The sequence below is a fragment of the Prevotella sp. HCN-7019 genome (assembly GCF_037890215.1).
Taxonomy (GTDB): Bacteria; Bacteroidota; Bacteroidia; order Bacteroidales; family Bacteroidaceae; genus Prevotella.
In genome coordinates this window covers 24,893-50,660 of the sequence record NZ_JBBKBO010000004.1, presented here as the reverse complement: position 1 = coordinate 50,660, position 25,768 = coordinate 24,893, and the positions used below count along the sequence as shown (strand labels likewise).

Here is a 25,768-nt window from a genome sequence, read left to right as displayed (position 1 = left end):
TATGGTAACCTATTGCATACTTACCGGGCTTCTGGTGTACTATATCGCCCTGTGGCTGTGGTATCGCCATGCGGACAACAGGCGTTCCGAAAAGGGAACAAATGATAAAACCGTTCCCGAAAGTCAGGCGGACGGCTACACGCTGATAGGCGAGAGCCGCTACAAGGGTGGACTAATCGGGACAGTGCAGGACAAATCGGGACACCTCCCGCAAGCGGCTGAAAATGATACTATTTTTGCGGCGCAAGCTGCCGGACAACCGGACGAAACGCCCGACTACGGGGATGACGAGCCCGATTGCGAGGACGAGGAAATATCCGGGTACATGGACGGGTACGATGATACGGGCAGGGCTGCGGGCGTGAGCTTTGAGGAACTGGGCGAAACGGTACGCACGGCGAACGCCGACAACTCCACCGAAGCGGAACAGCGGCAAGCCGCCGTGACGCTGGCTCGGATTGAGGGGACGAACCTCTACGATGCGGTAGTGGAGAACATCAACGGCGGGCTGGCAAAGGTGGCGGAACTGCTGGGACGCAACGAAGCGGAACTGGCTGCGGCTGCTCCCGCCGGAACTGGCAATACCAGCGGGGAATACGAAGCGTTCGACATGAACGAGTATCTGTAAAATAACAAGTAACGATATGAAGCAACGTGATTACGGTTGATTGGCAATATTGATACCAACAGACGGCATCCGTGCCGCAACCACTAAAATTTCAAATTATTCATCCGCCGTGCGGCAGCGGACTATCCACCCGCTGTCCCGGCATTAAAATCCAATTCGCAATGAAAAAGAAAATCTTTTTGTCGGCGGCTCTCCTTGCCGCTGTGGTAAGTGCCTACGCACAAGGTAACGGACAGGCGGGCATTACCGAAGCCACCAACATGATAACCGGGTATTTCGACCCCGGAACAAAGCTGGTGTACGCAATCGGGGCGGTCTGCGGCTTGATTGGCGGTGTAAAAGTGTATAACAAGTTCTCAAGCGGTGACCCCGATACCAGCAAGACCGCCGCAAGCTGGTTCGGGGCGTGTATCTTCCTGATTGTCGCCGCCACTATCCTGCGTTCGTTCTTCCTCTAAAACGGCGGCTATGTCTGAATATCCGGTAAACAGGGGTATCGGGAAGCCGGTGGAGTTCAAGGGGCTGAAAAGCCAGTACCTTTTCATCTTTGCGGGCGGCTTGCTCGCCGCGTTCGTGGTGTTCATCGTCCTGTTCATGGCAGGTGTGAACCAGTGGCTATGTATCGGTTTCATCGTGTCGGCTTCGCTGCTGCTCGTATGGCAGACGTTCCGGCTCAACGCCAAGTACGGCACGCACGGACTGATGAAAGCTGCCGCCCGCAAAAGACATCCCCGCTTCATCATCAGCCGAAAGGCGATACCCAGATTATTCACCTATAAAAAAAGAAAGGAAGAAAGACCATGAGGAATATGTTAAAGGCTACCACGCTGGAAAGGAAATTTCCCCTTTTGGCGGTGGAGAACGGCTGCATCATTTCAAAGGATGCCGACATAACGGTGGCTTTCCGGGTGGAACTGCCCGAACTGTTCACCGTCACCAGTGCCGAATATGAAGCCGTACATTCGGCATGGTACAAGGCAATCAAGGTACTGCCCGACTATTCCATAGTACACAAGCAGGACTTCTTCATCACGGAGAACTACCAGCCCGACACCGGAAAGGACGAACTCAGTTTCCTGTCCCGGAGTTTTGAGCGGCACTTCAATGAACGCCCGTTCCTGAACCATTACTGTTACCTGTTCCTGACAAAGACGACAAGGGAGAGAAGCCGCAGACAGAGCGACTTCTCCACCCTCTGCCGGGGCAGGATTGTTCCGCAGGAGATAACGGACAGGGAAACGGCTATGAAATTCATCGAAGCGGTCGGACAGTTCGAGCGTATCATGAACGACAGCGGGTTTGTCACGCTTACCCGGCTGACGGCACCGGAAATCACCGGGCAGGACGGAAAGGCTGGCATCATCGAGAAATACTTCTCGCTCTCGCAGACAGATACCACCTGCCTGAAAGACATCGGGCTTTACCCGGAAGAAATGCGTGTCGGGGACGACATACTGTGCCTGCACACGCTTTCGGACGTGGAAGATTTGCCGGAAAAGGTCGGTACGGACACACGATTTGAAAAGCTGTCCACCGACCGGAGCGACTGCCGCCTGTCATTCGCCGCCCCGGTGGGCGTGCTGCTGTCGTGCAACCACGTCTATAACCAATACATCTTCATAGACGACCATGCCGAAAACCTGAAAACGTTCGAGCAGACCGCCCGGAACATGCAGTCGCTTTCCCGCTACTCCCGTGCCAACCAGATAAACAAGGAATGGATAGACGAGTACCTGAACGAAGCGCACAGCAAGGGGCTTGTTTCCGTGCGCTGCCACTGCAACGTCATGGCTTGGAGCGATGACCGGGAGGAACTCAAACGCATACGCAACGATGTGGGAAGCCAGCTTGCCCTGATGGAATGCAAGCCACGCCACAACACGGTCGATACGCCCACGCTCTTTTGGGCGGGCATACCGGGCAACGAGGGGGACTTCCCGGCGGAAGAAAGTTTCTACACGTTCTTGGGGCAGGCTCTCTGCCTGTTCGTGGAAGAAACGAACTACAAGAGTTCGCTTTCGCCCTTCGGCATCAAAATGGTGGACAGGGTGAGCGGGCGACCGCTGCACATCGACATATCAGACCTGCCCATGAAGAAAGGCATCACGACCAACCGCAACAAGTTCATACTTGGGCCGAGCGGCAGCGGGAAGTCTTTCTTCACCAACCACATGGTACGCCAGTATTACGAGCAGGGGGCGCACGTGCTGCTGGTAGATACGGGCAACAGCTATTTGGGGCTGTGCCAGCTTATCCACAACCGCACGCACGGCGAGGACGGGATTTATTTCACCTACACCAACGAGAACCCGATAGCGTTCAACCCGTTCTATGTCGAGGACGGGGTATTCGACATCGAGAAGAAAGAGAGTATCAAGACCCTTATACTCACCCTGTGGAAGCGGGACGATGAAGCCCCGAAGCGGTCGGAAGAAGTGGCGTTGTCCAATGCGGTAAGTGCCTATATCGAACGTATCACGGGCGACAGGTCGGTAACACCCTGCTTCAACACGTTCTACGAGTTTGTCCGGGACGAGTACCGCCGACAGCTTGAACGGAAGAATGTCAGGGAAAAGGACTTTGACATTGACGGCTTCCTGAACGTGCTTGAACCCTATTACAAGGGCGGCGAGTATGACTACCTGCTCAACTCCGACAAGGAACTGGACTTGTTGCACAAACGCTTTATTGTCTTCGAGCTGGACAATATCAAAGACCACAAAATACTGTTCCCGATAACGACCATTATCATCATGGAAGCCTTTATAAACAAGATGCGCAAATTGAAGGGAATAAGAAAATTAATCCTGATTGAAGAAGCGTGGAAAGCGATAGCGTCGGCGAACATGGCGGACTACATAAAATACTTGTACAAAACCGTCCGAAAGTATTTCGGGGAAGCGATTGTGGTAACGCAGGAAGTGGAGGATATTATTTCCTCGCCTATCGTGAAAGAGAGCATCATCAACAATTCGGACTGCAAGATTCTGTTAGACCAAAGGAAATATCTCAACAAGTTCGACAGCATACAGAACCTCTTGGGACTGACCGACAAGGAACGTTCGCAAATATTGTCCATCAACATGGCGAACCATCCCGGACGGAAGTACAAGGAAGTGTTCTTCTCGCTGGGCGGCACGCAGTCGGCGGTGTACGCAACGGAAGTTTCGCTGGAAGAATATTACACGTACACGACCGAAGAAAGCGAGAAAACGGAACTGTTCGCCCTTGCCGACAAGCTGGGCGGCAACCTTGAACTGGCTGTCAAACGGCTTGCGGAGAGCAAAAGAAATCCCGGATTATCAACCACCTAAAAATAAACGATATGAAATTAATGGACAACCTGATTTACACGCTGCTGTCCGCCTGCCTGCTGGCTGGCTGCAAGGACAGTGAAAGCAAGGAACTGGAAAGGATGCGGGGCGACTGGGTACACGTCAGGGGACACCCGGCTTTCACACTCACGGAAACGGACGGCAGATACACCGTCACCCGTAAAGCGAATGTCAGGGGCAGGGTACTGGAAACGACTTATCCGGTGACAGAGCGGAACGGCTGCCTGTTCATTGAAACAGGCTTCGGCATACAGTTCACCTACGACAAAAGGAACGACCGGATAACGCTCCTGCCCGGCGGTGAATACAGGCGTGTTACAAATCCTAAAAACAAAAAATGATGAAAAGAACGATTCTTCTTATGGCGGTATGCCTGTGCTTCATGGGCAGGGCATCCGCCCAGTGGGTGGTGTCAGACCCCGGCAACTTGGCTCAGGGCATCATCAACACCGCCAAACAGATTGTGGAAACGGCGGGAACGAAAGCCAACACCCTGAACGGCTTTCTGGAAACGCAGAAGATTTTCCAGCAGGGGAAAGCCTATTACGATGCGCTCAAATCCGTGCATGATGTCGTCAAGGGCGGTATCAAGGTGAAGAAAAGCATCGAACTGGTGGCGGAAATCTCCGAAATCTACGTCAGGAACTACCAAATCATGCTCGCCGACCCGTATTTCACGGCGGACGAGCTGGCGACCATATCCTCCGGTTATGCCATGCTGCTGGACGAGAGTTCGGACGTGCTTCAGGACTTGAAAAATGTCGTGAACATCACGGGCATGTCGCTGACGGATGCCGAACGGCTGGCAATCATCGACAATGCCTACCGAAGCCTGATGAACTACCGCAATCTCGTGAACTACTACACCCGCAAGAACATTTCCGTGTCCTACCTGCGGGCAAAGAAAAAGAACGACACTGACCGGGTGCTGGCTCTCTACGGCTCGGCGGATGAACGCTACTGGTAACATCAAACGGACATGCCTATGTTGTTAGCAGTGGATTTTGACAACCTGCACCAAGTGCTGCGGGTGCTGTATGACGAAATGATGCCCCTGTGCGGCAACATGACGGGGGTAGCCAAAGGGATAGCCGGGCTGGGTGCGCTGTTCTATGTAGCCGCCAAGGTATGGCAGTCGCTCGCACGGGCGGAAGCCATAGACGTGTACCCGCTTCTACGCCCATTTGCGCTGGGGCTGTGCATCATGTTCTTCCCCACGTTCGTGCTGGGGACTATCAACACGGTGCTGTCGCCGATTGTGAAAGGATGCAGCCAGCTTATGGAAACGCAGACCTTCGACATGAACGAGTACCGGGCACAGAAAGACAGGCTGGAGTACGAAGCCCTGATGCGAAGCCCGGAAACGGCATACCTCGCTTCGGACGAGGAATTTGACAGGCAACTGGAGGAACTGGGCTGGTCGCCCTCCGACATGGTTACCATGACGGGCATGTACATGGACAGGGCGGCATACAACATCAAGAAATCCGTCCGGGACTGGTTCAGGGAACTGCTGGAAATACTCTTTCAGGCGGCGGGGCTGATTATCGACACGCTGCGCACGTTCTTCCTGATAGTGCTCTCGATACTGGGTCCGCTGGCGTTCGCCCTTTCCGTCTATGACGGTTTCCAAAGCACGCTGACCCAGTGGATTTCACGCTATATCTCGATTTACCTGTGGCTTCCCGTGTCGGACTTGTTCAGCAGCGTGCTGGCACGCATACAGACACTGATGCTCCAGAAGGACATCGAGCAGCTTTCCGACCCGAACTTCATACCGGACGGGAGCAGTACCGTGTATGTAATCTTTATGATTATCGGCATCGTGGGCTACTTCACCGTTCCGACAGTGGCAGGCTGGATTGTGTCAGCCGGGGGTACAACCGCATACAACCGCAACCTGACACGTGCGGGCGCACTCACGGGTGCGGCGGCAGGTGCGGCAACCGGAAAGATTGCAGGAAAACTTCTCAAATAACCAACTTCAATTTTTAGAATATGGAATTCAAGTCATTGACGAACATCGAAACGAGCTTCCGGCAAATCCGGCTCTTTGCGCTGGTATTCATCTGCCTGTGCGCACTGGTCACGGGCTTTGCCGTGTGGAACTCGTACAGCTTCGCCGAAAAGCAGCGGCAGAAGATATACGTCCTCGACAACGGCAAGAGCCTGATGCTGGCTCTCTCGCAGGACATGGCGCAGAACAGACCGATTGAAGCGAAATCGCACGTGAAGCGTTTCCACGAACTCTTTTTCACACTCTCGCCCGACAAGGACGCCATCGAGGGAAACATCAAACGCTCCCTGTTCCTCGCCGACAGGAGTGCGTTCAACTACTACAAGGACTTGTCGGAAAAGGGCTACTACAACCGTATCATTTCTGGCAACATCAACCAGACGGTGGAGATTGACAGCGTGAAATGTGACTTCAACCAGTACCCCTACAAGGTGAGAACCTATGCCCGGCAGCTTATTGTCCGGGAAAGCAGCCTGACGGTCAGAAGCCTTGTCACCACGTGCAGGCTCCTGAACGCCACACGGAGCGACAACAACCCGCACGGCTTCATCATGGAAGCGTTCACGATTGACGAAAACAGGGATTTGCAAACCATTAAACGATAGCCTTATGGAGAGGAAGCGAAATTACATTGAAACGGTGCGGGACTGGGCGGATGAACGCCTGCGCCGCCTGTGCGGGCGTATCACGCCGGGCAAGCGGCTGGCGGTCATCCTCGTGATGTCCGCCCTGTTCGGCGGCTTGTCCCTCTATATCACCGTTTCGTCCATTTACAACATCGGGAAACGGGACGGGCAAAGGCTGCAAATCGAACACATCCGGCAGTTCCCGCTACATGGTAACGACAGTATCAATTTAACAAACAGACCTGAATATGGAAGAAGTACAGAAAAATGAACCGGGCAGACAGCCCGAAAAGGAGAAGAAGCCCAAACGGGAACTTTCCCCGAAAGAGGTGCAGCGGCGCAGGAAAATGATAGTCTTCCCGCTGATGTTCCTCGCCTTTGCAGGGTGCATGTACCTGATATTCGCCCCCTCCGGCAAGGAGAAAGCGGAAACGGAAAGCGTGGGCGGTTTCAATGCCGACATCCCGCTGCCCGCAGAGGACGGGATTATAGCGGACAAGCAGACCGCCTACGAGCAGGCGATGATGAGCCGGAAACGGCAGGACAGGATACAATCCCTTCAGGACTTCGGTTTCATAGGGGACGATGAAACGGAAGAACCGCAGGCGGAAGCCGGACTGATGCCGGAAGAAGATCCGAAGCCCGTGCGGGGCGGCGGCGCTTCTTCCTCGGCGACCGCCTACCGGGACATCAACCGCCAGTTGAGCACGTTCTATGAAACGCCCCCGGAGGACAGGGAAAAAGAGGACTTGAAACGGCAGGTGGCGGAACTGACCGAAAAGCTGGAACGTCAGCGGGAAGCCACGCCCACCGCTGACGAACAGATGGCTCTCTTGGAAAAGTCATACGAGCTTGCCGCCAAATATGCAGGCGGCGACAGGCAGGCGGCACAAGTGCCAGCCGTGGGCGGCATCGAAAAGAAGCCGGAAGCGGTGTCCGTGCAGGCAGTACGGGACAACGCCGTTTCAGGGCTGCAACAGCCCATGAGCGATGCCGATTTTATCCGTGCTTACAGCCAGCCACGCAACTACGGCTTCAACACGGCGGTAGGAACGGGCTACGCAATGGGCAGGAACACGATAGCCGCCTGCATCCATCAAGACCAGACGCTGACGGACGGGCAGGCGGTAAAACTCCGTCTGCTTGAACCCATGCAGGCGGGCAGCATCGTCATCCCGAAGAATACCCTTGTGGCGGGTACGGCAAAGGTACAGGGCGAACGTCTCGACATACTGGTATCCTCGATAGAGTATGCGGGAAACATCATCCCGGTGGAACTCGCCGTGTTCGACACGGACGGGCAAAAGGGGCTTTCCGTCCCGTCCTCGATGGAGCAGGAAGCGTTCAACGAGGCGATGGCGAATATCGGCAGCGGGCTGGGTACAAGCATTTCCTTTACGCAGAACGCCGGGCAACAGGTGGCGATGGACGTTACAAGGGGGCTGATGCAGGGTGCGTCCGGCTACCTTGCCAAGAAGTTCCGAACCGTGAAAGTGAAGCTGAAAGCCGGGTACAGGGTGATGCTTTACGCCAAACAGCAATAATCATTTGACAAACCACTAAAATTTCCAATTAACGATGAAACAGATTTTTGTAATGTGCGCCCTCCTGCTGGGCGTGTGTGCGGCAAACGCACAGGAAACCGACACGGTGAAGTATGCGGCAGGCAACGACTTGTACCGGGGTATCACCCGAAAGCTGCCTTACCGACAAATGGTAACGCCCTACGGCGTGGAAGTGACTTTCGCCAAAACGGTGCATATCATTTTCCCCTCCGCCGTCCGCTATGTAGATTTGGGAAGCAACCACATCATAGCGGGCAAGGCTGACGGTGCGGAAAACGTAATCAGGGTGAAAGCCACGACAGAGGGCTTTCCGGGAGAAACGAACTTCTCCGTCATCTGCGAGGACGGCAGCTTCTATTCATTCAACGCCAAGTATGCCCGTGAGCTGGAAATGCTCAACATCGAAATGAAGGACTTCTTGGAAAATGAAGATACGTCCGACTTTTCGCATACCCGCATGAACATCTATTTCCGGGAACTGGGAAATGAAAGCCCGCTGCTGGTAAAACTGATAATGCAGAGCATCTACAAGAACAATGACCGTAAAGTGCGACACTTGGGCAGCAAGCGTTTCGGCATACAGTTCTTAATCAAGGGGATTTACACCTATAACGGGATGCTTTACGTGCATACGCAGACGAAGAACAGTTCCAACGTGCCTTTCGACACGGACTTCATCAAGTTTAAGATTGTCGATAAGAAAGTGCCCAAACGTACGGCTATTCAGGAAACGGTACTGGATGCGGTACGCAGCTACAACGAGGTGATAGAGATTGCCGGGAAAAGCACTGTCCGGACGGTGTACGCCCTGCAGAAGTTCACCATCCCGGACGACAAGCTGCTGCTGGTGGAACTATACGAGAAGAACGGCGGTCGGCATCAGACCATACGGGTGGAGAATGCCGACATCGTGAACGCCGAAGTGATAAACGAACTGAAAATAAAGTAGGGAATGAAGAAACACATCTTTATAATGACACTCTTTGCGCTGTGCCTGCATTTGAACCAGGCACACGCGCAAAGATACCTTCCGGGCATGAAAGCCTTGCAGGTAACGGCGGGCATGGCGGACGGGGTACATTGGAACTCCGACACGGATTTTGCCTGCCATTTCGGGGCGGCATACAGCGTCTATACCAAGAACGCCAACCGCTGGGTGATTGGCGGGGAATACCTGCATAAGAAGTATGACTACAAGGATATACGCATTCCGGTAGAACAGTTCACGGCGGAGGGCGGCTATTACCTGAAATTCCTTTCGGACAGGCGAAAGACCTTTTTCCTCTCGCTGGGGCTGTCGGCTCTCGCCGGGTATGAAACCAGCAACCGGGGCGACAAGCTGTTGCCGGACGGGGCTACGCTGCTGGACAAGGACTGTTTCATCTACGGCGGTGCGCTCACGCTGGAACTGGAAACCTACCTGACCGACCGGGTGGTGCTGCTCGTCAATGCGAGGGAACGTATGCTGTTCGGCTCGGACATCGGCAAGTTCCACACGCAGGTAGGCATGGGACTGAAATTCATTATCAACTGACCGCTATATAATAATGTATATGAAGAATGTAATGTATAAAATCATCGTGGGCTGCTACATCGTGGCCGCCCTCGTGCTTGTAACCGCCTGTAATGACGGTTTGGACATTCAGCAGGCTTACCCGTTCACGGTGGAAACGCTGCCCGTACCCAAGAAACTGAAAGTGGGCGAAACAGCCGAAATACGCTGCCAACTGGTGCGTGGCGACGACTACCAGCCTACGACCTACCAGATACGCTATTTCCAGCCTGACGGCAAAGGAAAGCTGGAAATGGATAACGGTACGGTGTTCCTGCCCAATGACCTGTACCCGCTGGAGAAAGAAACGTTCCGGCTCTACTACACATCGGCATCGACCGACCAGCAGACGATTGACATCTATATCATCGACAACTTCGGGCAGATGCAGCAGGTTTCGTTCTCATTCAATAATGACAGTAACGAGGATAAAAAATAGCATTTTAGAAAAATGAATATGTTAAGAAACACTCAAATACAAAATGTTGAGTGTTTTTTTATAACTAACTTTGCCAATCAAAATAGTTTTGAATATGAGTAAAAGTTTAAAACAGTTTAATCGATGGAAAACTGAAATGAAATCTACATGGGCATTTCAAGTTTTTAATAAATACAATGATGAGCTTAATAATATGATTTGGGCTGATAAAGCGGCCCGTTTATTTGTTTATAAGATACTAGGTAATAATAAAGCAAAATGGATGGATAAAGCATCTGCTCATTTAAAATTTGACGTTCCTGCAGGTGAAGAAGTTTTCAAAAACTTAAAAGAATGGTCGGATTCCTATAATCAATTTCATAAATGGAATAATTTAAATAGTTTAATGGCTATTTCAGCCAATTTTGAAACTTACTTATCTACGGTGATAACATTGGCATTAGAATCAGATCCGGGTGTATTGTTTCAATCTTCAAAATCAATCGATGGCATAGAAATCTTAAAAAATGGAGGAAGAAAGAATATTTTTATTGAAGATGTTATTACTTCTATTACAAAAGGAGATTGGAATGCTCGAATAAGTGCTTTTAAAAAGATTTTTGGGAACACTCCTTCAGTATTAGATGCACAAAGAGGGAATCTTGAAAAGATCCGTATATTACGAAATAATATTGGACATGCTTTTGGTCGAGATATAAATGATTCTCGTAATCACGAAGTAAAAGATATATTAAAAATGGAGAACTTAAGTGATACAGCACTAAAAAAATATCAACATGTTATTTGGAGTACAGCTAAAGATATAGATGAATATCTTCTGAAAAATCACATTGGTGAGTTTCAGGCTGTTTCATTTTATCATCGTATTTATAATGAAATGAACATGCAGGTACATCCAAGTATAAGAGCAATAGCGTTAAAAAAGAAATTAGGTAAATTTGGAGATGTTTCGGGGAAAGAATTTTGTAAAGGACTTGTCGCCTACTATGAAAATTTATAATTAGGAAATAAAAATGGAGTTAAAAATTTTCTACTCTTGGCAATCTGATTTGCCTAAAAATCAGAATTTGAACTTTATTGAAACATCAATTAAAGATGCATTAAAAAGGTTACGTCAACAAAAGCCTATTTCATTAGATATAAAACTTGATAAAGCAACAAGAAATTTGGCTGGATCTCCTGATATTGCAGAATCTATTTTTAGTAAAATCGGAAATAGTAGTATTTTTATTGCGGATATTTCAATCATAAATAAAGACTATGACGGATTAAGAAAAACACCGAATCCTAATGTGCTAGTAGAATTAGGCTATGCAGCTAGATCAATAGGATGGGAAAAAATTATATGCGTATATAATACAGATTTTGGAAATTATAATGATTTGCCATTTGATTTAAGAAATAGAAGAATATTAAATTATACAAGTAAAAATGGAAAAGATGAGTTGTCACGTAAAATAGAATCTGCTATATGTGAAATGAATAAAAAGGGAAATCTTACTAATAAAATATTGGATTTTCTTAAAAAAGACATTGATAATGAAATATTGGGGTTATTATCTCACTTATTGTTAATAATCAATGATAATTCAAAACAAGATTTATTTGCGGCTATACGAGGCTTCTTGAATATGTCTCAAAATGATTTATACAAAGAGTTGAAAGATAAAAGGATATTGGGGTTTTACTTGCTGAAACTATTTAATGAGTATGAAAACAAGATATATGACCATATTAATAAGGCTCTAAGTTCACCGTATTATAATAGAGAAGTTTTGAATTCACTTATTGATATTTATGAATGGTTTGCCGAATATGACAAGTTTAAGAGAAATTATTTTTCCAAACTGTTTATTAAATCTGAAGAGAAAGATGATAGATTTATTGTTGTTAAGGGTTCAGAAATAGCATCAAATAATTTACCTGAAAGATATATATTAATGGAGAAACTTGATGATGAAAAAGGAATTGTTAGAAATTTTGGTGATTTTCCAATTGGTTATGTACCTGTATTGACTAATTATTTTGCAATAAATGACAAGTCTCTAGATAAATATTGTGATATATTATTTTTATTAATAAAGTCAATCAATAAGTGGCTTGAAATCACAAATAATGAATTTATTTTTGATTTTACAAAACAATTCAGGATAAAGAAGACAGATGAGAACTGGTTGTAATTTAATTTCTTTTTGTAATATAAGAATTCCTTTTTATAAGTATAACTTTTCAATCTTATTTTTCTCAGAAATACCTATAGGACGCTAATTCATGGTGAAAAAATACTTATGTTGTATTTTTACATTTGCTAAAATGTTGGAATAAAATATATTATTTTATGAGTAAAAAAAATAAAAATGACGAAAAAGATTATACAGGTTTGATAATCTGTATTGCAATTATTGTTTGTTTATTATTATGGATAGGTGGAATGCTTTTATCTCATTGGTATGCTGAAAAATATTTTATTGTTTCAGAAAACGATAATCCACAAGCATTATTTGGTGATAGTTTTGGTGCGGTAAATGCATTGATCTCAGCCTTTGCTTTTGCGGGTGTTATTGTAGCTATTTTTATTCAACGAAATGAACTAAGATTACAGCGAAAAGATTTAGGCCTTCAACGAAATGAATTTTCTACCCAAAACGAAACTCTAAAATTACAACGCTTTGAAAATACATTTTTTAACATGTTGAGTTTACAGCAGCAAATTGTTAATGATTTGTCTTTTACTGATATTGGCAAAGAAAAAGTTATAGAAGACGCCCCAGACCCATCATTAGGAAGAATTGCAAAAGAAGTTATTGTAGATAAAGTAATAAAAGGTAGGGAATTATTTTTTTACTCATTTGTAGAACGTCCTCACTATTTCAAATTAGCTGATGGGCATACTCAAAAAGCTGAAGGTATGAGGCAATATTTGTACTTTAATGGCTTAAGTTCTTACGATGATAGTTACACACCAACATATTTTGACCATTATTTTAGGCATTTATATACCATTGTTAAATTCGTTGACAATGCGGATTTTTTATCATTTGATGAAAAATATAAATATACAACAATGGTTAGAGCTACTTTATCTCGACATGAATTAATATGGTTATATTACAATGGAATATCTTCAGTAGGAAAACAAAAGTTCAAAAAGTTAATAGAAAGATATTCCCTTCTAAAAAATATCAGAGAAGATTTACTTTCTCTAAGCAAAGAAAATCTTGATATTATTACAATTAAAGGATTTAATCAGGAATGGTTATGGGGCAAGGGTTATTCAGGAACTGATTATGAATTTTGGGTTACAGATGATGAAACAGATAAAGAAAAATATTATATTTCGGCATTTTATAATAAAAAAGATATTGAAAAAGGAAAAAGCAAAGTTAGAGAATGGCGTGATTTTTATACAAAGTATTTACAATAATCATTAGTGTCATAAGCAATTAAACGGTACGGTTGAACATTTACTTATAGGACATAAATAAGGCTTCTTTGTTACTTTCTTCACCCGCTGGCAGGCTCATGGAAGAAAGTAACGGTGGCTGTTTGCCATTCTCTATCAACTGGATTTCTCCCGTTATGACCGCCGTATGGTAGTTTATGGCTACACACCGGACACTCTCGTAACTGTTTACCCAGCCTTGCAGGGAACAAGTACCCCACGTTTCCACATCTTCAAAAACACTGCGGTCTATCCGGCTGATTGTTCGCCGAAAACTACCGTCATTATCTGAAAGTCCGGTTTGTCCTCCAATAGTTGCAAATGGTGTAGCGTGCCGAACTCCAGACTCGGAGTAGGAAACAGGCGGCACGAAATACAAGATATGCCGTTACCGCCGTGATTGCTCCGGCTGTGCAGGCGAGCCGCCACACAAGGCAGAACAATAACACCCGCAGGATGATTTTATAAATGCTTTTCCGTTTCATCGTTTCTCTGTTTATTCGGGCAGGGCTTTTAACCCCGCCCGAATGGTCGTTTAAGCCGCCCGGAATACAAACCCGTCATCAAACCAGTAGTCGCACATGAACAAATCACGGGCAAACTGTTTGTAGTCGAAATAGGTTTTTGCGAACTCCGGCAGGTCGTAACATTCTTCCACGATTTGGTAGGCGAAATCTTCTTCATCGTCATATTGTCCCTGATATTCGTCCTGAAAGTCCCGTACAAGGTCGTCCGCATCTTCCTCGCTCAAATCATGGCTTTTGTAGTTGCACCATACGAAAAAGGCTTCCTGTTCGGTGACGCCCAACTTTTCCACCGCATCCCGCAAGGTGAAGAAGTTCTCGGAAATCCAGCTTTCGCCGATTAGGTTTTCCGGTACGTTCTCCCAGTCCTGAAACATATACTCCGCATCTTCCTCGTCCTTGTGAAGCTCCCGGCAGGCTTCGTAAAAATCTTCCTTGTCCGAATAGTCCGATAGGTCAAGCCATGCCCCGAACAATGAACCGTTGTTGTACTTGCCATAAGTGCCTACATAAACTCTTGCTTCCGATAATGTTGCTGCTTCCATATCCTGTAATTTTTAAGTTTTTAATTTTATGCGGATTTAAGAGGTGAGGGAGTTGAAGTTTCACTGAACTTTTTTCCTGTTTCCCGTAAATCCGACTTTTTTTTTATGCGTCTTCCGGTCGGGTCGGTCGTTTTCGTTTCACATAGGCTTAAAAGGGAAGTGTTTAGAGTTTGCAAGGTTTTGTGGAAAAAATACCTCGCAACGAATGTCGCAGGGAAGATTTTTTCGCCAAACCTGAAAAGGCTTGACCTTGCAAACCCGTGAAGAACACGTAACTACCTTTGCCTATTGAAATGATAAAAACGATCTCCCGGCTGGAGGACTGCTTAATGAGGAAGATTTACAGGTTGGAAAACAGGGGAAAAGTTCTTATTCCCCATTCAGTCCATTAGGGAATTGCCTATGCGGGTGGGAAAAACAAGTGTGTCGGGAGTTCACCTTCCGATACTCTTGTGCGGGTTTCCAAAGGCTCTTTTCACGAAAAACAGTCTGCGATGCCATGCACCGCTGGCGTTTCGGGGAATGTGGCTTTGGAAAAGGATATAAAAAATACGGGTAGTCTGTGGACCACCCGCAAGATAAAAAAATATATTATTGGAATATAGATAGTTATAGCACTTCTTATTTTCAAAATCGTTACCTATTTGTTTCCTGAACGATCATAGGTAGCAAAACCAATCGGACGGCGTTCTCTCTGCTGCTGCGACTGGCTCAGAAGTTGTGTAAGGGCTTGATACAATTCGTTGAACTGGGCATCGGTACTTACTTCCAGTTCCTCAATGCGTTTTAGCAGTTCTTCATAACCAATTACCATCTGACGCATAAGGACAAAAGCCCGCATGATGGAAATGTTTACCTCTATGGCTACCTTGGAGCGGAGAACCGAAGAAAGCATGGCAACGCCCTGTTCGGTAAAAGCCATTGGCGGGGTAGGCGTATGACGAATGTTGTCGGGGAACTTATCACAATTTGTGATAAGTCCTGACCACTCGTCTTTGCTCAACTCAAACATGAAATCACTGGGAAAACGGTCTATGTTACGTTTGACCGCCTGCTTCAAAGCTCGTGTTTCCACCTGATAGAGTTCCGCTAAATGCAAGTCAAGCATCACGCGGTAGCCTCTGACTTCAAAAATCTTGTTTTGGATAATCTGCAAGTCCATAATTGTATATTTATAGAGATTAAGTTTGGAATAATGCGGCAAGGACAGGTCGCAATTTACGACCTGTTCCCTATAATCAAAATTACATGGCGACTTCCTTATAAATCTTTTCGATACCGACAAATTTCTTGTCAAGCCCCTGCATATCGCTGCTAATCTTGTTGTTAGTGATGCGGGCGTAAATTTGTGTTGTTTCAATGTTAGTATGTCCCAGCATCTTGCTGACGGTTTCAATGGGCACACCCTTTGCCAGCGTGGTGGTCGTGGCGAACGTGTGCCGGGCAAGATGGAATGTGAGGTTCTTTTTAATCCCGCACACATCGGCAATCTCTTTCAGGTAGGCATTCAGCTTTTGGTTGCTGATTATAGGTAATATCTTTCCGTTCGGCAGCTTGCCTTTGTATTTCTTCAATATCATTTTGGGAATATCCAACAGGGGAACATTCACGTCCGTGTTGGTCTTTTGCCGCTTCGTCATTATCCACAGATTACCGTCAAATGACTTTCGGATATTCTCTTGCCGCAGGTTGGCGACATCACTGTAAGCCAGACCGCAGAAACAGGAAAAGATGAATAAGTCCCTGACGTGTTCCAAACGCTCGGAAGCCATTTTCTTTTTAAGGATGATTTTTATCTCGTCTTCCGTCAAATAGCCCCTGTCCACTTTTTCCAACCGGATTTTATAGCTGGCGAACGGATCTTTGTCCAGTATGCCATTGTTTCGGGCTATGATGATGATGCGCTTGAAAAACTGCATGAACTTGGCGGTGGTGTTGTAACCGCACTTGCAGGCTGTACGCAAATACAACTCGAAATCGGTAATGAACATCGGGGTTATTTCCCGGATGGAAATATCAGAAAGGTTATATTTACTCTGTATGAACTCCGCAAGGTGACGGCGTGTAACCTCATACTTGCGGTAGGTCGCTATCGTCTTGGATATGCCAACAAGCTGTTTCACGTCCTCATTGTGCTTTTGGAACAAGGTAAGGATGGTTTCGTGGTTCTCGCTGTGTCCCAAAAACTCGTTTTTCACTTTCTCGGCAGTAACGTAATTATCACGCCGCTGCATTTCGTGGTAGATGGTGTTCAGCGATGCGTTTATATCGCTTAACATACGGTTGATACGTCCGGCTTCCGCCGTGCGTCCGATAGCCTTGCCAGCCTTACCGTCCCACATTTCAGGCAGCACGTCCAATTTAGTATTAAAACGGCTTGCCACACCGTCCACTGTGATACGGGCGAAAAGGGGGTACGCACCGCCCGCTTTCTGCTTGTCTTTCTTTGCGTAAAAACAAATGTTGAATGTCGATTTCATATACTCACTTTTTAGTTACAAAAATACTGTAAATGCTTAAAAATGAGTTTTATGCAGGCTCGCCAAACACCGACAGAAGTTCGCCAATTTCCGACTATCTGTACCCCCTTTTTGATTTTGTTTGTCGGGGGTACGAGTTAGGTTAGAAACCTCGTCTTTTAGGGGCGAAAAAATGTACTTTAAGGCAGACACAAGGGGATAAAAAAAGTCCCACAAATCATTGAATTTGTGGGACTTGTCTGTTCGTTGTCCGGTTTTGTCCGTAACGTTCAGCGGAGAGAGAGGCTCTCGAACCTACATATTCAAGAAATATCATAAAATTGCAAATCATTAATAATCAAGCACTATTTGGAGTACATAGTAAATCTAAATCTTTCTGAATATCTTTTGCTATTCCAAATATTGGGTGTATATTTGGGTGTAGAATTTCAAACACACCCAATTATGAATATCAAACGAAACATCATTTTTGCATTGGAAAGCCGGAAGAAGAACGGTGTGCCAATCGTGGAGAACGTGCCTATCCGTATGCGTGTCATATACGCAAGTCAGCGCATTGAGTTTACAACGGGTTACCGCATTGATGTAGCCAAGTGGGATGCTGACAAGCAGCGAGTGAAGAACGGGTGTACCAACAAACTAAAGCAAAGTGCATCTGAAATCAATGCCGATCTGCTGAAATACTATACCGAAATTCAAAACGTGTTCAAGGAATTTGAGGTACAGGAAGCCATGCCCACTACCCAACAGCTAAAGGACGCATTCAACCTGCGGATGAAAGATACAAGTGAAGACCAGGAAGACGTAAAGATAAGTTTTTGGGAGGTATTCGATGAATTTGTAAAAGAATGCGGCAACCAGAATAACTGGACTGAATCCACATACGAAAAGTTTGCAGCCGTTAAAAATCACCTCAAGGAGTTCAAGGAAGATTTAACCTTTGAATATTTCAATGAATTCGGACTGAACGAATATGTCAATTTCCTGCGCGACAAAAAGGATATGAGGAACAGTACCATCGGTAAACAAATGGGATTCCTCAAATGGTTCCTGCGGTGGAGCTTCAAGAAAGACTATCACCAGAATATAGCATACGATACGTTCAAACCGAAATTGAAAACCACCCCCAAGAAGGTAATCTTCCTGACATGGGAAGAACTGAACAGACTTAAAGACTATCAGATACCCAAAGACAAACAGTATCTGGAACGTGTCCGGGATGTTTTCCTGTTCTGTTGCTTTACCAGTCTGCGTTATTCAGATGTTCGCAACCTAAAGAGAAGTGATGTCAAGTCCGACCATATAGAAGTCACCACCGTTAAAACGGCAGATAGTCTGAGTATTGAACTGAACAAGTACAGTAAAGCCATACTTGAAAAATACAAGGACATCCATTTTGAAAACCACATGGTATTGCCTGTTATCAGCAATCAGAAAATGAATGATTATCTGAAAGAACTGGGAGAACTGGCAGAAATTAACGAACCTATACGTGAAACCTACTATAAAGGGAATGAGCGCATAGATGAAGTTACCCCGAAATACGCATTGCTCAGTACTCATGCAGGAAGAAGAACATTCATCTGTAATGCGCTGGCTCTAGGTATTCCGGCACAGGTTGTAATGAAATGGACAGGACACAGTGATTATAAAGCCATGAAGCCCTACATTGACATAGCCGATGATATTAAGGCTAATGCAATGAACAAGTTTAACCAACTATAAAAGTATCAGTCTGTTTCACAGATTATCCATTATTAGAGTTATCTTTGTTAAGTAATAGTTAGTAATATGGAAAATAACAACGAACATAATATAAAGAAAGGTCATTTTGATGCCTTTGTCCATGCTGTCGGTTCGGAAATAGAACAGGCACAAGTCCGGCTCATTACCGCAGCCAATGCCCAGATGTTGTTCCATTACTGGAAAATGGGCAATTATATACTGTACCACCAAAACCTGCATGGCTGGGGTGGTAAAATTATCAAGAAGTTGGCACAGGCAATCAGATTCAATTATCCTGAAAAGAAGGGATATTCGGAGCGTAATCTTACTTATATGTGCCAGTTTGCCCGTTTATATCCGTTAAATGTACTTCGTAGTTTTATTGAAACAGATTCAATACTGTCAGTCCCTAATATTCAAAACATTACTAATGAAGTCCTTAAACTCAACAGCGGGCAATTTACGCAGGAGCTTACTGCGCAAATACAATCAGCTGATAATCAATCTTTAGAAATTACGCAGGAGGTTCCTGCGCAATTTCAGAATGTAGAAAAAACAGTAGCAACCATCTATAAAATAAAAATAGAGGATATAGAAGATTTATTCTTGGCGTCACCGATTGCAAGAATAAATTGGGCAAGCCATATGGTCATACTCAATAATCCGCTACCATTAGGTGTAAGGTATTGGTATATGAAACAATCTGTAGAAATGGGTTGGAGCAGTAATGTGCTGAAAATGCAGATTGAAAGTAATCTGTATGACAGACAAATCAAGAGTAACAAGGTAAACAACTTCACTGCCACACTTCCGGCACCTCAAAGCGATCTTGCCAATTATCTGTTAAAAGACCCGTATATCTTTGACTTGGCAGGAGCAAAGGAAAAGGCTGACGAAAGGGATATAGAAGAACAGTTGGTAAAGCATGTAACCCATTACTTGCTGGAAATGGGTAACGGCTTTGCTTTTGTTGCCAGACAAAAACATTTCCAGATTGGGGACAGTGACTTTTTCGCCGACCTGATTCTATATAATATCAAGCTCCACGCCTATGTCGTCGTGGAATTGAAAGCAACGCCATTCAAACCGGAATATGCAGGGCAGTTAAATTTCTATATCAATGTTGTAGATGATAAACTGAGGGGAGAAAATGATAACAAGACCATCGGTCTTTTGCTGTGCAGGGGTAAGGATGAGGTCGTGGCACAATATGCCTTGGCTGGATATGACCAGCCGATAGGTATCAGCGACTATCAATTGAGCAAGGCAGTACCCGAAAATCTGAAATCTGCCCTACCGAGTATAGAAGAAGTGGAAGAAGAACTGACCTTATTCCTTGACAAGGACAAGAACCCATAATATAAAGTATATGGCAGGAAAGATACAGACGATGATTCCCCAATATGGAGAACTTAACAGAATATACAGAGACTATATAGATAATTACGCTTTTTCTTTTGACAGGCAGAAATTCATATCGGATTTCTATCAGGAGTATAATGACATGAAATCCTTTGAAGCCGCTATCCTTGAACTGGTGCTTGACAAGCAAAAAGAGCAATACACCTTGATACTCAACAGTCTGAAAACTGAAATAGAAAAGAGCATACAGGCTTATGAGATACGCCCGTTAAGTGACAGAGCCATAGAACGTGCTTGCTATCAGCACATGGAAAGGTATTCTCAGGAAATTGAAGCCCAGCTGGATGTTACAAGAAGTCTGAGCAAGCCGCTGAATGAAGCCAACAACAGGTATGATTCCATTGGTTACAGGGAGCATACAGCCGAAGAGGAAAAACAGGCAGAGAAAGAATATGAACGCTGCAAGGCTGAATATGACAGGGAAAAAGCCAAACTGAACAAACTCTATGACCAGCAAAAGGCTACAAGAACAGAGGCATTCCAATATATGAAGAACTGTTGTGCGGACATATACCGTCAAAGCTGCCTTTTTCTGGATATATTGAAGAAATACATTCCTGACGGAAAGCAAGAGAATAAATCAAGCGAGCCAATCAGTCAGCAGGAAACGACAGAAGAACAACAGGAATATTTCAGCATGAAATTACTTTCGCTCATTCATGAGGTGTGCAAAGGAGAACAGTTCGAAGAAATTTCCGCACCAGATTTCTATGCCAATATGAATCTTCACCCCTGCAACTGTAAGCTGAAAATAAAACCGAGAGAGAAAATACGTGTATGCTATCTGATATTCCTGATGAGCGAGAAACTCTCCAAACAGGACAGGGACAAATGGAAAGACAGAATACTGAAACTGCTGGATATTGACGACAGCTACTACAAATCCAAGTACAAGGAGCCTGTTTCAGATTTCCCCAGTGACAGCAACCAAAATTTCGCCAAGGAAATGGAACATATATTCAGATAATCCGTGATATATCCTGATACTTTACGAAAGTTCCACTTTTACCACTCAAAATAATTTTTGAGTGGTATTTTTGTTTTCTGATATTCAATAAGATACAATGATATTCAGTTTGTACCGTCCCCATCCTTACCACTCATAACCCTACCTAATTTTGCATCGTTCGAGAACAGAAATAACAGCCAGTGCGCAGGGCTGATTGTTTAACGACTAAATAGATTGGACGATGACAAATATCCAAGAATTATTATCAAAACCCGTCTGGCAAATGACAGGCGAAGAATTCATATTCCTGAGTAAGCACGCTTCAGGTCAGGCCGAAGCATTGCCGCAACCCGTTACAGACACGGAAAAGAAGTATGTGTACGGAATACTCGGTATAGCCAAACTGTTCGGGTGCAGTCTGCCCACTGCCAACCGCATAAAGAAAAGCGGTAAGATAGACAAGGCGATTACCCAGATAGGGCGCAAGATTATAGTTGATGCAGAACTGGCTCTTGAACTTGCCGGAAAGAAAACAGGAGGACGGAAATAATGGGAGGTATGCTTATGGACTATATGAGAGAAATAAAGGAAATATCTGCAGAACAGGCGATAATCCTTTGGCAAGCCTCACGTCTGAGCCTATCGAAAATCTATGAGAAAGCACCTGAGATTTTAAAAGTGCAAGGTTCGGTCATTGGCACACTGGGCAATTTCAGTGCATCCATAGGCAAAGCCAAAAGTAAAAAGACTTTCAATGTGTCGGCTATTGTAGCCGCCTCATTGAAAAACGGTACGGTACTACGGTATGTGGCAGAACTTCCGGAGAACAAAAGGAAAGTCCTTTATGTGGACACGGAACAAAGCCATTATCACTGCCTGAAAGTCATGAAACGTATTTTACGGCTGGCCGGTCTTCCTGATGACAGGGACAATGAACATCTGGAGTTTCTCGCTTTGAGGAAATACACGCCCGAACAGCGCATCAGGATTGTCGAACAGGCTATCTATAATACACCGGACATAGGGCTTGTAATCATAGACGGCATCCGTGATATGGTATATGACATCAACAGTCCGGGAGAATCGACACGCATCATATCCAAGTTGATGCAGTGGACGGATGACAGGCAAATACACATCCATACGATACTCCACCAGAACAAAGGCGATGAAAACGCAAGAGGGCATATCGGTACGGAGCTGAACAACAAGGCGGAAACCGTTCTTCTCGTGGAAAAGGACAAGAGCAACGGGGATATAAGCAATGTTTCGGCCATGCACATACGTGCAATGGATTTCGAGCCTTTCGCTTTCCGTATCAACGACAATGCATTGCCTGAACTCATAGAGGGGTACAGACCCGAAGCGAAGAAACCCGGAAGACCGGAAGAGGAAAAGTTCGACCCTTACAGGCATATTACCGAACAACAGCACCGCATAGCACTAGAAGCGGCTTTCGGACTGAAAGAGGAATACGGCTACAAGGATCTGGAAACCGCCTTAATCAAGTCTTATATGTCAGTAGGTGTAAAACTGAACCATCAAAAGGCGGTATCACTTATCACCATGCTCCGGAACAAACGGATGATAGTACAGGAGAACGGCAGGAAATACACGTTCAAGCCAGACTTTCACTATTAGACCGTCTAACCTGTAATCACTTCACTTTATTCGGCAGGTCTATATATTAAGGATAAAGCGAAGCGATTGCAGAGAATGTAAAACCGCTTCACTTTATTACCGTATCCTATATATACGAAAATAAAGTGAAGTGATTATACAGACCGTACTTCATAAAAAGGTACGGGCGAAAAGAGAAATAAATATTCCAACCATTATTCAAACACTCATCTTATTATGGATATACAAACAGCAAAACAAATCAGGATAGCGGATTTTCTGTACAGTTTGGGACATTCTCCCGTCAAGCAGCAAGGTATCAACCTGTGGTATAAATCCCCGTTACGGGAAGAGACAGAGCCCTCGTTCAAAATAAATACCGAACGCAACCAATGGTATGATTTTGCAATTGGTAAAGGTGGAAATATCATTGCACTGGCACAGGAACTCTACTATTCCGACTATGTACCTTATCTTCTACAGAAAATCGAGGAACAGACTCCGCACATCCGTCCCGTATCTTTCTCTTTTGGCAAGCAGTCATTTTCCGAACCGAGTTTTCAGGAGTTGGACATTGTACAGCTGACTTCTCCTGCCCTGCTTGCCTATCTACAGGAAAGAGGGATAAACACGGCACTGGCGAAAAGAGAATGTAAGGAAGCCCGTTTCACCCACAACGGCAAACGTTATTTCGCCATTGCTTTTCCGAACATATCGGGTGGATATGAAATCCGCAACCGATATTTCAAGGGATGTATCGCACCAAAAGAAATATCCCATATCAGACAGTCAGGAAAGCCAAGGAGTGCATGTTACGTTTTTGAGGGATTTATGGATTACCTTTCCTTTCTGACCTTAAGACTGGAAAGCTGTCCGCAATCACCCGACTTCGACAGACAGGATTACATAGTTCTTAATTCCGTAGCCAATGTTCCCAAGGCACTCTATCCGTTGGGAAGCTATGAGCGCATCCACTGTTTCTTTGACAATGACCGTGCAGGAATGGAAGCAATACAGCAAATCAGAAAGGAGTATGATGCTACCCGGTATATACGTGACGCCTCGCAAATCTACAGTGGATGTAAAGATCTGAACGAATATTTACAGAAACGAATAGCCGATAGGAAAGAGCAAGCGCAATCTGTCAAAAAGAGGAATGATACACTATCCAAGAAACCGAAAGGCTTCCGGTTATAGCCCACTATAACTACACGCTTCGCTTTCGTAGTTGTGGGCTCTCCCGAGGGGATTAGGGCTTTGCCCTAATGACCCACTCAGGGCGTTTCACCCCTGAGAACCCCGAGCAAAGAGTGACCCTCTCTTTGCAATCTCCGCTTATGGGTTACCCCTAAGAACCCCTCTGCGAAAGCGAGCAAAGTAAATCAATTGTAAACAAAGGAAAGAAGCTATGGCAACAAAATCAAGCATACATATCAAGCCTTGCAACATCGCATCGAGCGAGGCACACAATCGAAGGACTGCCGAGTATATGCGTAATATCGGGGAGTCCAGAATCTATGTCGTTCCCGAACTTTCCACCGATAACGAACAGTGGATAAATCCCGACTTCGGCACTCCCGAACTGCGAACTCATTATGACAATATCAAGCAAATGGTCAAGGAAAAGACCGGACGTGCCATGCAGGAAAAGGAAAGGGAACGCAAGGGAAAGAATGGAAAGATTATCAAGGTGGCGGGATGCTCACCCATCCGTGAAGGAGTATTGCTTATCAGACCGGACACCACACTGGCTGATGTACGCAAATTCGGTGAAGAGTGCCAAAGACGCTGGGGCATCACTCCGCTACAGATTTTCCTGCATAAAGACGAAGGGCATTGGCTGAACGGTCAGCCGGAAGCAGAAGACAAGGAGAGCTTCCAAGTCGGTAACAGATGGTTCAAACCAAATTATCATGCTCATGTCGTATTCGACTGGATGAACCATGAAACTGGAAAGAGCCGAAAGCTCAATGACGAGGATATGGCAACCATGCAGACCCTTGCTTCCGATATTCTCCTGATGGAACGTGGACAGGCAAAAGCTGTCACAGGTAAAGAGCATCTGGAACGAAATGATTTCATCATTGAGAAGCAGAAAGCCGAACTGCAACGTATAGAGGAAACCAAGCGACACAAGGAACAACAAGTAAGCCTTGCCGAACAGGAACTCAAACAGGTAAAAGCAGAGATACGCACGGACAAACTAAAGAAAACAGCCACCAATGCTGCTACCGCCATAGCAAGCGGTGTAGGTTCTCTTTTCGGAAGCGGTAAGCTGAAAGAACTGGAACATCACATCGAGCAGCTACATCAGGAAATTACCAAACGGGACAAAGCTACTGATGAATTAAAAATTCAGATACAACAAATACAGGAACAGCATAGCAGACAAATTCGTAATCTTCAAAGAATACATAATCAAGAACTTGAAGCCAAAGACAAGGAAATATCACGATTGAGCACCTTGCTTGAAAAAGCCCACAAATGGTTTCCCATGTTCAAAGAGATGTTGAGAATGGAAAAATTATGCGCTGTTATCGGGTTTACCAAAGACATGATAGAAAACCTCTTGACAAAGAAAGAATCCATACAATGTAGTGGCAAAATTTATTCCGAAGAACACAGGTGGAAATTTGACATCAAGAATGATATTTTTAGGGTTGAGAAACATCCGATGGATAGTGGTAAGCTTATGCTGACCATAAACCGACAACCCATAGTACAATGGTTTAAGGAACAATGGGAAAAGTTACAGCAGAATCTACGTAACTCGGTGCAGAGAGAGCAAAAATCCAGAGGATTTAGAATATAGAATAGCCTATTATTAATAAAATCAAGTATCTATGCATCCAAACAGATTGTTTTTATTACAGAATCAAAATCCTAAGAATTTATAAAA

26 protein-coding genes and 1 pseudogene are annotated in these 25,768 nt (G+C 45.3%); 23 read left to right on the top strand and 4 right to left on the bottom strand.

All coding sequences use genetic code 11. The features are described 5' to 3' along the window. Position 1: 1 nt before the first annotated feature. From WKT13_RS07305 to WKT13_RS07230, 16 genes are all read left to right on the top strand, one after another. A complete protein-coding gene (locus WKT13_RS07305; RefSeq protein WP_340323398.1) occupies positions 2 to 628 on the top strand; it encodes a hypothetical protein in 627 nt (208 codons plus the stop codon). Positions 629 to 789: 161 nt separating this feature from the next. Beyond that, a complete protein-coding gene (locus tag WKT13_RS07300; RefSeq protein WP_068856491.1) occupies positions 790 to 1,086 on the top strand; it encodes a DUF4134 domain-containing protein in 297 nt (98 codons plus the stop codon). A 10-nt stretch (positions 1,087 to 1,096) separates the two neighbouring features. Further along, positions 1,097 to 1,432 (top strand): DUF4133 domain-containing protein, encoded by a 336-nt coding sequence (locus WKT13_RS07295; RefSeq protein ID WP_340323397.1) that lies wholly within the window; start codon positions 1,097 to 1,099, stop codon positions 1,430 to 1,432. Then, complete coding sequence (locus tag WKT13_RS07290) at positions 1,429 to 3,942, top strand: TraG family conjugative transposon ATPase (protein ID WP_340323396.1); 2,514 nt, start codon at positions 1,429 to 1,431, stop codon at positions 3,940 to 3,942. The genes WKT13_RS07295 and WKT13_RS07290 overlap by 4 nt, the downstream gene beginning before the upstream one ends. Before the next feature lie 11 nt (positions 3,943 to 3,953). Continuing rightward, positions 3,954 to 4,304 (top strand): DUF3876 domain-containing protein, encoded by a 351-nt coding sequence (locus WKT13_RS07285; RefSeq protein ID WP_340323395.1) that lies wholly within the window; start codon positions 3,954 to 3,956, stop codon positions 4,302 to 4,304. Continuing rightward, on the top strand, positions 4,304 to 4,930 hold the full coding sequence (locus WKT13_RS07280; RefSeq protein WP_068856518.1) for a DUF4141 domain-containing protein: 627 nt from the start codon (positions 4,304 to 4,306) through the stop codon (positions 4,928 to 4,930). The genes WKT13_RS07285 and WKT13_RS07280 overlap by 1 nt, the downstream gene beginning before the upstream one ends. Before the next feature lie 18 nt (positions 4,931 to 4,948). Beyond that, complete coding sequence (traJ, locus tag WKT13_RS07275; RefSeq protein WP_106390565.1) at positions 4,949 to 5,941, top strand: conjugative transposon protein TraJ; 993 nt, start codon at positions 4,949 to 4,951, stop codon at positions 5,939 to 5,941. 20 nt (positions 5,942 to 5,961) lie between these two features. Then, positions 5,962 to 6,585 (top strand): conjugative transposon protein TraK, encoded by a 624-nt coding sequence (gene traK, locus WKT13_RS07270; RefSeq protein ID WP_068856486.1) that lies wholly within the window; start codon positions 5,962 to 5,964, stop codon positions 6,583 to 6,585. Positions 6,586 to 6,589: 4 nt separating this feature from the next. Next, on the top strand, positions 6,590 to 6,877 hold the full coding sequence (locus WKT13_RS07265) for a TraL conjugative transposon family protein (protein ID WP_117709841.1): 288 nt from the start codon (positions 6,590 to 6,592) through the stop codon (positions 6,875 to 6,877). Beyond that, positions 6,855 to 8,150, top strand: coding sequence for a conjugative transposon protein TraM (gene traM / locus WKT13_RS07260; RefSeq protein ID WP_340323394.1), 1,296 nt, complete (start codon positions 6,855 to 6,857; stop codon positions 8,148 to 8,150). Before WKT13_RS07265 ends, traM begins: the two co-directional genes overlap by 23 nt. A gap of 34 nt (positions 8,151 to 8,184) precedes the next feature. Beyond that, on the top strand, positions 8,185 to 9,120 hold the full coding sequence (traN, locus tag WKT13_RS07255; protein WP_340323393.1) for a conjugative transposon protein TraN: 936 nt from the start codon (positions 8,185 to 8,187) through the stop codon (positions 9,118 to 9,120). 3 nt (positions 9,121 to 9,123) lie between these two features. Continuing rightward, complete coding sequence (locus WKT13_RS07250; protein WP_340323392.1) at positions 9,124 to 9,705, top strand: conjugal transfer protein TraO; 582 nt, start codon at positions 9,124 to 9,126, stop codon at positions 9,703 to 9,705. 13 nt (positions 9,706 to 9,718) lie between these two features. Then, positions 9,719 to 10,162 (top strand): DUF3872 domain-containing protein, encoded by a 444-nt coding sequence (locus tag WKT13_RS07245; protein WP_340323391.1) that lies wholly within the window; start codon positions 9,719 to 9,721, stop codon positions 10,160 to 10,162. 94 nt (positions 10,163 to 10,256) lie between these two features. Continuing rightward, the gene (locus tag WKT13_RS07240) at positions 10,257 to 11,162 is read left to right on the top strand and encodes a hypothetical protein (RefSeq protein ID WP_340323390.1); all 906 of its coding nucleotides are present in this window, start codon (positions 10,257 to 10,259) and stop codon (positions 11,160 to 11,162) included. A gap of 13 nt (positions 11,163 to 11,175) precedes the next feature. Beyond that, positions 11,176 to 12,342: a hypothetical protein gene (locus WKT13_RS07235; protein ID WP_340323389.1), complete on the top strand. Its 1,167-nt coding sequence runs from the start codon at positions 11,176 to 11,178 to the stop codon at positions 12,340 to 12,342. 158 nt (positions 12,343 to 12,500) lie between these two features. Then, the gene (locus WKT13_RS07230) at positions 12,501 to 13,586 is read left to right on the top strand and encodes a putative phage abortive infection protein (protein ID WP_340323388.1); all 1,086 of its coding nucleotides are present in this window, start codon (positions 12,501 to 12,503) and stop codon (positions 13,584 to 13,586) included. Between the two features lie 40 nt (positions 13,587 to 13,626). Here the strand turns inward: WKT13_RS07230 and WKT13_RS07225 are convergent. The 4 genes and pseudogenes from WKT13_RS07225 to WKT13_RS07210 all read right to left on the bottom strand — a co-directional run. After that, positions 13,627 to 13,946, bottom strand: a pseudogene (locus WKT13_RS07225) (DUF6956 domain-containing protein); the annotation flags it as partial. 193 nt (positions 13,947 to 14,139) lie between these two features. After that, positions 14,140 to 14,673, bottom strand: coding sequence for an antirestriction protein ArdA (locus WKT13_RS07220; RefSeq protein WP_340323387.1), 534 nt, complete (start codon positions 14,671 to 14,673; stop codon positions 14,140 to 14,142). 640 nt (positions 14,674 to 15,313) lie between these two features. Continuing rightward, positions 15,314 to 15,835, bottom strand: a complete 522-nt coding sequence (locus tag WKT13_RS07215; RefSeq protein ID WP_340323386.1) for an ORF6N domain-containing protein — start codon at positions 15,833 to 15,835, stop codon at positions 15,314 to 15,316. Between the two features lie 82 nt (positions 15,836 to 15,917). Continuing rightward, positions 15,918 to 17,153: a site-specific integrase gene (locus WKT13_RS07210; protein ID WP_340323385.1), complete on the bottom strand. Its 1,236-nt coding sequence runs from the start codon at positions 17,151 to 17,153 to the stop codon at positions 15,918 to 15,920. A 444-nt stretch (positions 17,154 to 17,597) separates the two neighbouring features. Here WKT13_RS07210 and WKT13_RS07205 point away from each other — a divergent pair, with 444 nt between their 5' ends. The 7 genes from WKT13_RS07205 to WKT13_RS07175 all read left to right on the top strand — a co-directional run bounded on the left by WKT13_RS07205 (position 17,598) and on the right by WKT13_RS07175 (position 25,681). Next, positions 17,598 to 18,878 carry a site-specific integrase gene (locus tag WKT13_RS07205; RefSeq protein WP_005795594.1) on the top strand — a complete coding sequence of 427 codons (1,281 nt, stop codon included), beginning with the start codon at positions 17,598 to 17,600 and terminating at the stop codon, positions 18,876 to 18,878. 66 nt (positions 18,879 to 18,944) lie between these two features. Beyond that, a complete protein-coding gene (locus WKT13_RS07200) occupies positions 18,945 to 20,237 on the top strand; it encodes a PDDEXK nuclease domain-containing protein (RefSeq protein WP_005795596.1) in 1,293 nt (430 codons plus the stop codon). Positions 20,238 to 20,247: 10 nt separating this feature from the next. Next, complete coding sequence (locus WKT13_RS07195; RefSeq protein ID WP_005795598.1) at positions 20,248 to 21,267, top strand: hypothetical protein; 1,020 nt, start codon at positions 20,248 to 20,250, stop codon at positions 21,265 to 21,267. 223 nt (positions 21,268 to 21,490) lie between these two features. Then, a complete protein-coding gene (locus tag WKT13_RS07190) occupies positions 21,491 to 21,799 on the top strand; it encodes a DUF3853 family protein (RefSeq protein ID WP_007842330.1) in 309 nt (102 codons plus the stop codon). 14 nt (positions 21,800 to 21,813) lie between these two features. Beyond that, the gene (locus WKT13_RS07185) at positions 21,814 to 22,890 is read left to right on the top strand and encodes an AAA family ATPase (RefSeq protein WP_009319341.1); all 1,077 of its coding nucleotides are present in this window, start codon (positions 21,814 to 21,816) and stop codon (positions 22,888 to 22,890) included. 216 nt (positions 22,891 to 23,106) lie between these two features. Beyond that, positions 23,107 to 24,066 (top strand): toprim domain-containing protein, encoded by a 960-nt coding sequence (locus tag WKT13_RS07180; protein WP_005795604.1) that lies wholly within the window; start codon positions 23,107 to 23,109, stop codon positions 24,064 to 24,066. A 211-nt stretch (positions 24,067 to 24,277) separates the two neighbouring features. Beyond that, complete coding sequence (locus WKT13_RS07175) at positions 24,278 to 25,681, top strand: hypothetical protein (protein ID WP_004308779.1); 1,404 nt, start codon at positions 24,278 to 24,280, stop codon at positions 25,679 to 25,681. The last annotated feature ends 87 nt before the right edge of the window (positions 25,682 to 25,768 follow it).

Excerpts from the sequence above, each read along its gene's own strand:
- WKT13_RS07305 (WP_340323398.1), top strand. The coding sequence starts at position 2 with ATGGTAACCTATTGCATACTTACCGGGCTTCTGGTGTACTATATCGCC.
- WKT13_RS07300 (WP_068856491.1), top strand. The coding sequence starts at position 790 with ATGAAAAAGAAAATCTTTTTGTCGGCGGCTCTCCTTGCCGCTGTGGTA.
- WKT13_RS07295 (WP_340323397.1), top strand. The coding sequence starts at position 1,097 with ATGTCTGAATATCCGGTAAACAGGGGTATCGGGAAGCCGGTGGAGTTC.
- WKT13_RS07290 (WP_340323396.1), top strand. The coding sequence starts at position 1,429 with ATGAGGAATATGTTAAAGGCTACCACGCTGGAAAGGAAATTTCCCCTT.
- WKT13_RS07285 (WP_340323395.1), top strand. The coding sequence starts at position 3,954 with ATGAAATTAATGGACAACCTGATTTACACGCTGCTGTCCGCCTGCCTG.
- WKT13_RS07280 (WP_068856518.1), top strand. The coding sequence starts at position 4,304 with ATGAAAAGAACGATTCTTCTTATGGCGGTATGCCTGTGCTTCATGGGC.
- traJ (WP_106390565.1), top strand. The coding sequence starts at position 4,949 with ATGTTGTTAGCAGTGGATTTTGACAACCTGCACCAAGTGCTGCGGGTG.
- traK (WP_068856486.1), top strand. The coding sequence starts at position 5,962 with ATGGAATTCAAGTCATTGACGAACATCGAAACGAGCTTCCGGCAAATC.
- WKT13_RS07265 (WP_117709841.1), top strand. The coding sequence starts at position 6,590 with ATGGAGAGGAAGCGAAATTACATTGAAACGGTGCGGGACTGGGCGGAT.
- traM (WP_340323394.1), top strand. The coding sequence starts at position 6,855 with ATGGAAGAAGTACAGAAAAATGAACCGGGCAGACAGCCCGAAAAGGAG.
- traN (WP_340323393.1), top strand. The coding sequence starts at position 8,185 with ATGAAACAGATTTTTGTAATGTGCGCCCTCCTGCTGGGCGTGTGTGCG.
- WKT13_RS07250 (WP_340323392.1), top strand. The coding sequence starts at position 9,124 with ATGAAGAAACACATCTTTATAATGACACTCTTTGCGCTGTGCCTGCAT.
- WKT13_RS07245 (WP_340323391.1), top strand. The coding sequence starts at position 9,719 with ATGTATATGAAGAATGTAATGTATAAAATCATCGTGGGCTGCTACATC.
- WKT13_RS07240 (WP_340323390.1), top strand. The coding sequence starts at position 10,257 with ATGAGTAAAAGTTTAAAACAGTTTAATCGATGGAAAACTGAAATGAAA.
- WKT13_RS07235 (WP_340323389.1), top strand. The coding sequence starts at position 11,176 with ATGGAGTTAAAAATTTTCTACTCTTGGCAATCTGATTTGCCTAAAAAT.
- WKT13_RS07230 (WP_340323388.1), top strand. The coding sequence starts at position 12,501 with ATGAGTAAAAAAAATAAAAATGACGAAAAAGATTATACAGGTTTGATA.
- WKT13_RS07220 (WP_340323387.1), bottom strand. The coding sequence starts at position 14,673 with ATGGAAGCAGCAACATTATCGGAAGCAAGAGTTTATGTAGGCACTTAT.
- WKT13_RS07215 (WP_340323386.1), bottom strand. The coding sequence starts at position 15,835 with ATGGACTTGCAGATTATCCAAAACAAGATTTTTGAAGTCAGAGGCTAC.
- WKT13_RS07210 (WP_340323385.1), bottom strand. The coding sequence starts at position 17,153 with ATGAAATCGACATTCAACATTTGTTTTTACGCAAAGAAAGACAAGCAG.
- WKT13_RS07205 (WP_005795594.1), top strand. The coding sequence starts at position 17,598 with ATGAATATCAAACGAAACATCATTTTTGCATTGGAAAGCCGGAAGAAG.
- WKT13_RS07200 (WP_005795596.1), top strand. The coding sequence starts at position 18,945 with ATGGAAAATAACAACGAACATAATATAAAGAAAGGTCATTTTGATGCC.
- WKT13_RS07195 (WP_005795598.1), top strand. The coding sequence starts at position 20,248 with ATGGCAGGAAAGATACAGACGATGATTCCCCAATATGGAGAACTTAAC.
- WKT13_RS07190 (WP_007842330.1), top strand. The coding sequence starts at position 21,491 with ATGACAAATATCCAAGAATTATTATCAAAACCCGTCTGGCAAATGACA.
- WKT13_RS07185 (WP_009319341.1), top strand. The coding sequence starts at position 21,814 with ATGGACTATATGAGAGAAATAAAGGAAATATCTGCAGAACAGGCGATA.
- WKT13_RS07180 (WP_005795604.1), top strand. The coding sequence starts at position 23,107 with ATGGATATACAAACAGCAAAACAAATCAGGATAGCGGATTTTCTGTAC.
- WKT13_RS07175 (WP_004308779.1), top strand. The coding sequence starts at position 24,278 with ATGGCAACAAAATCAAGCATACATATCAAGCCTTGCAACATCGCATCG.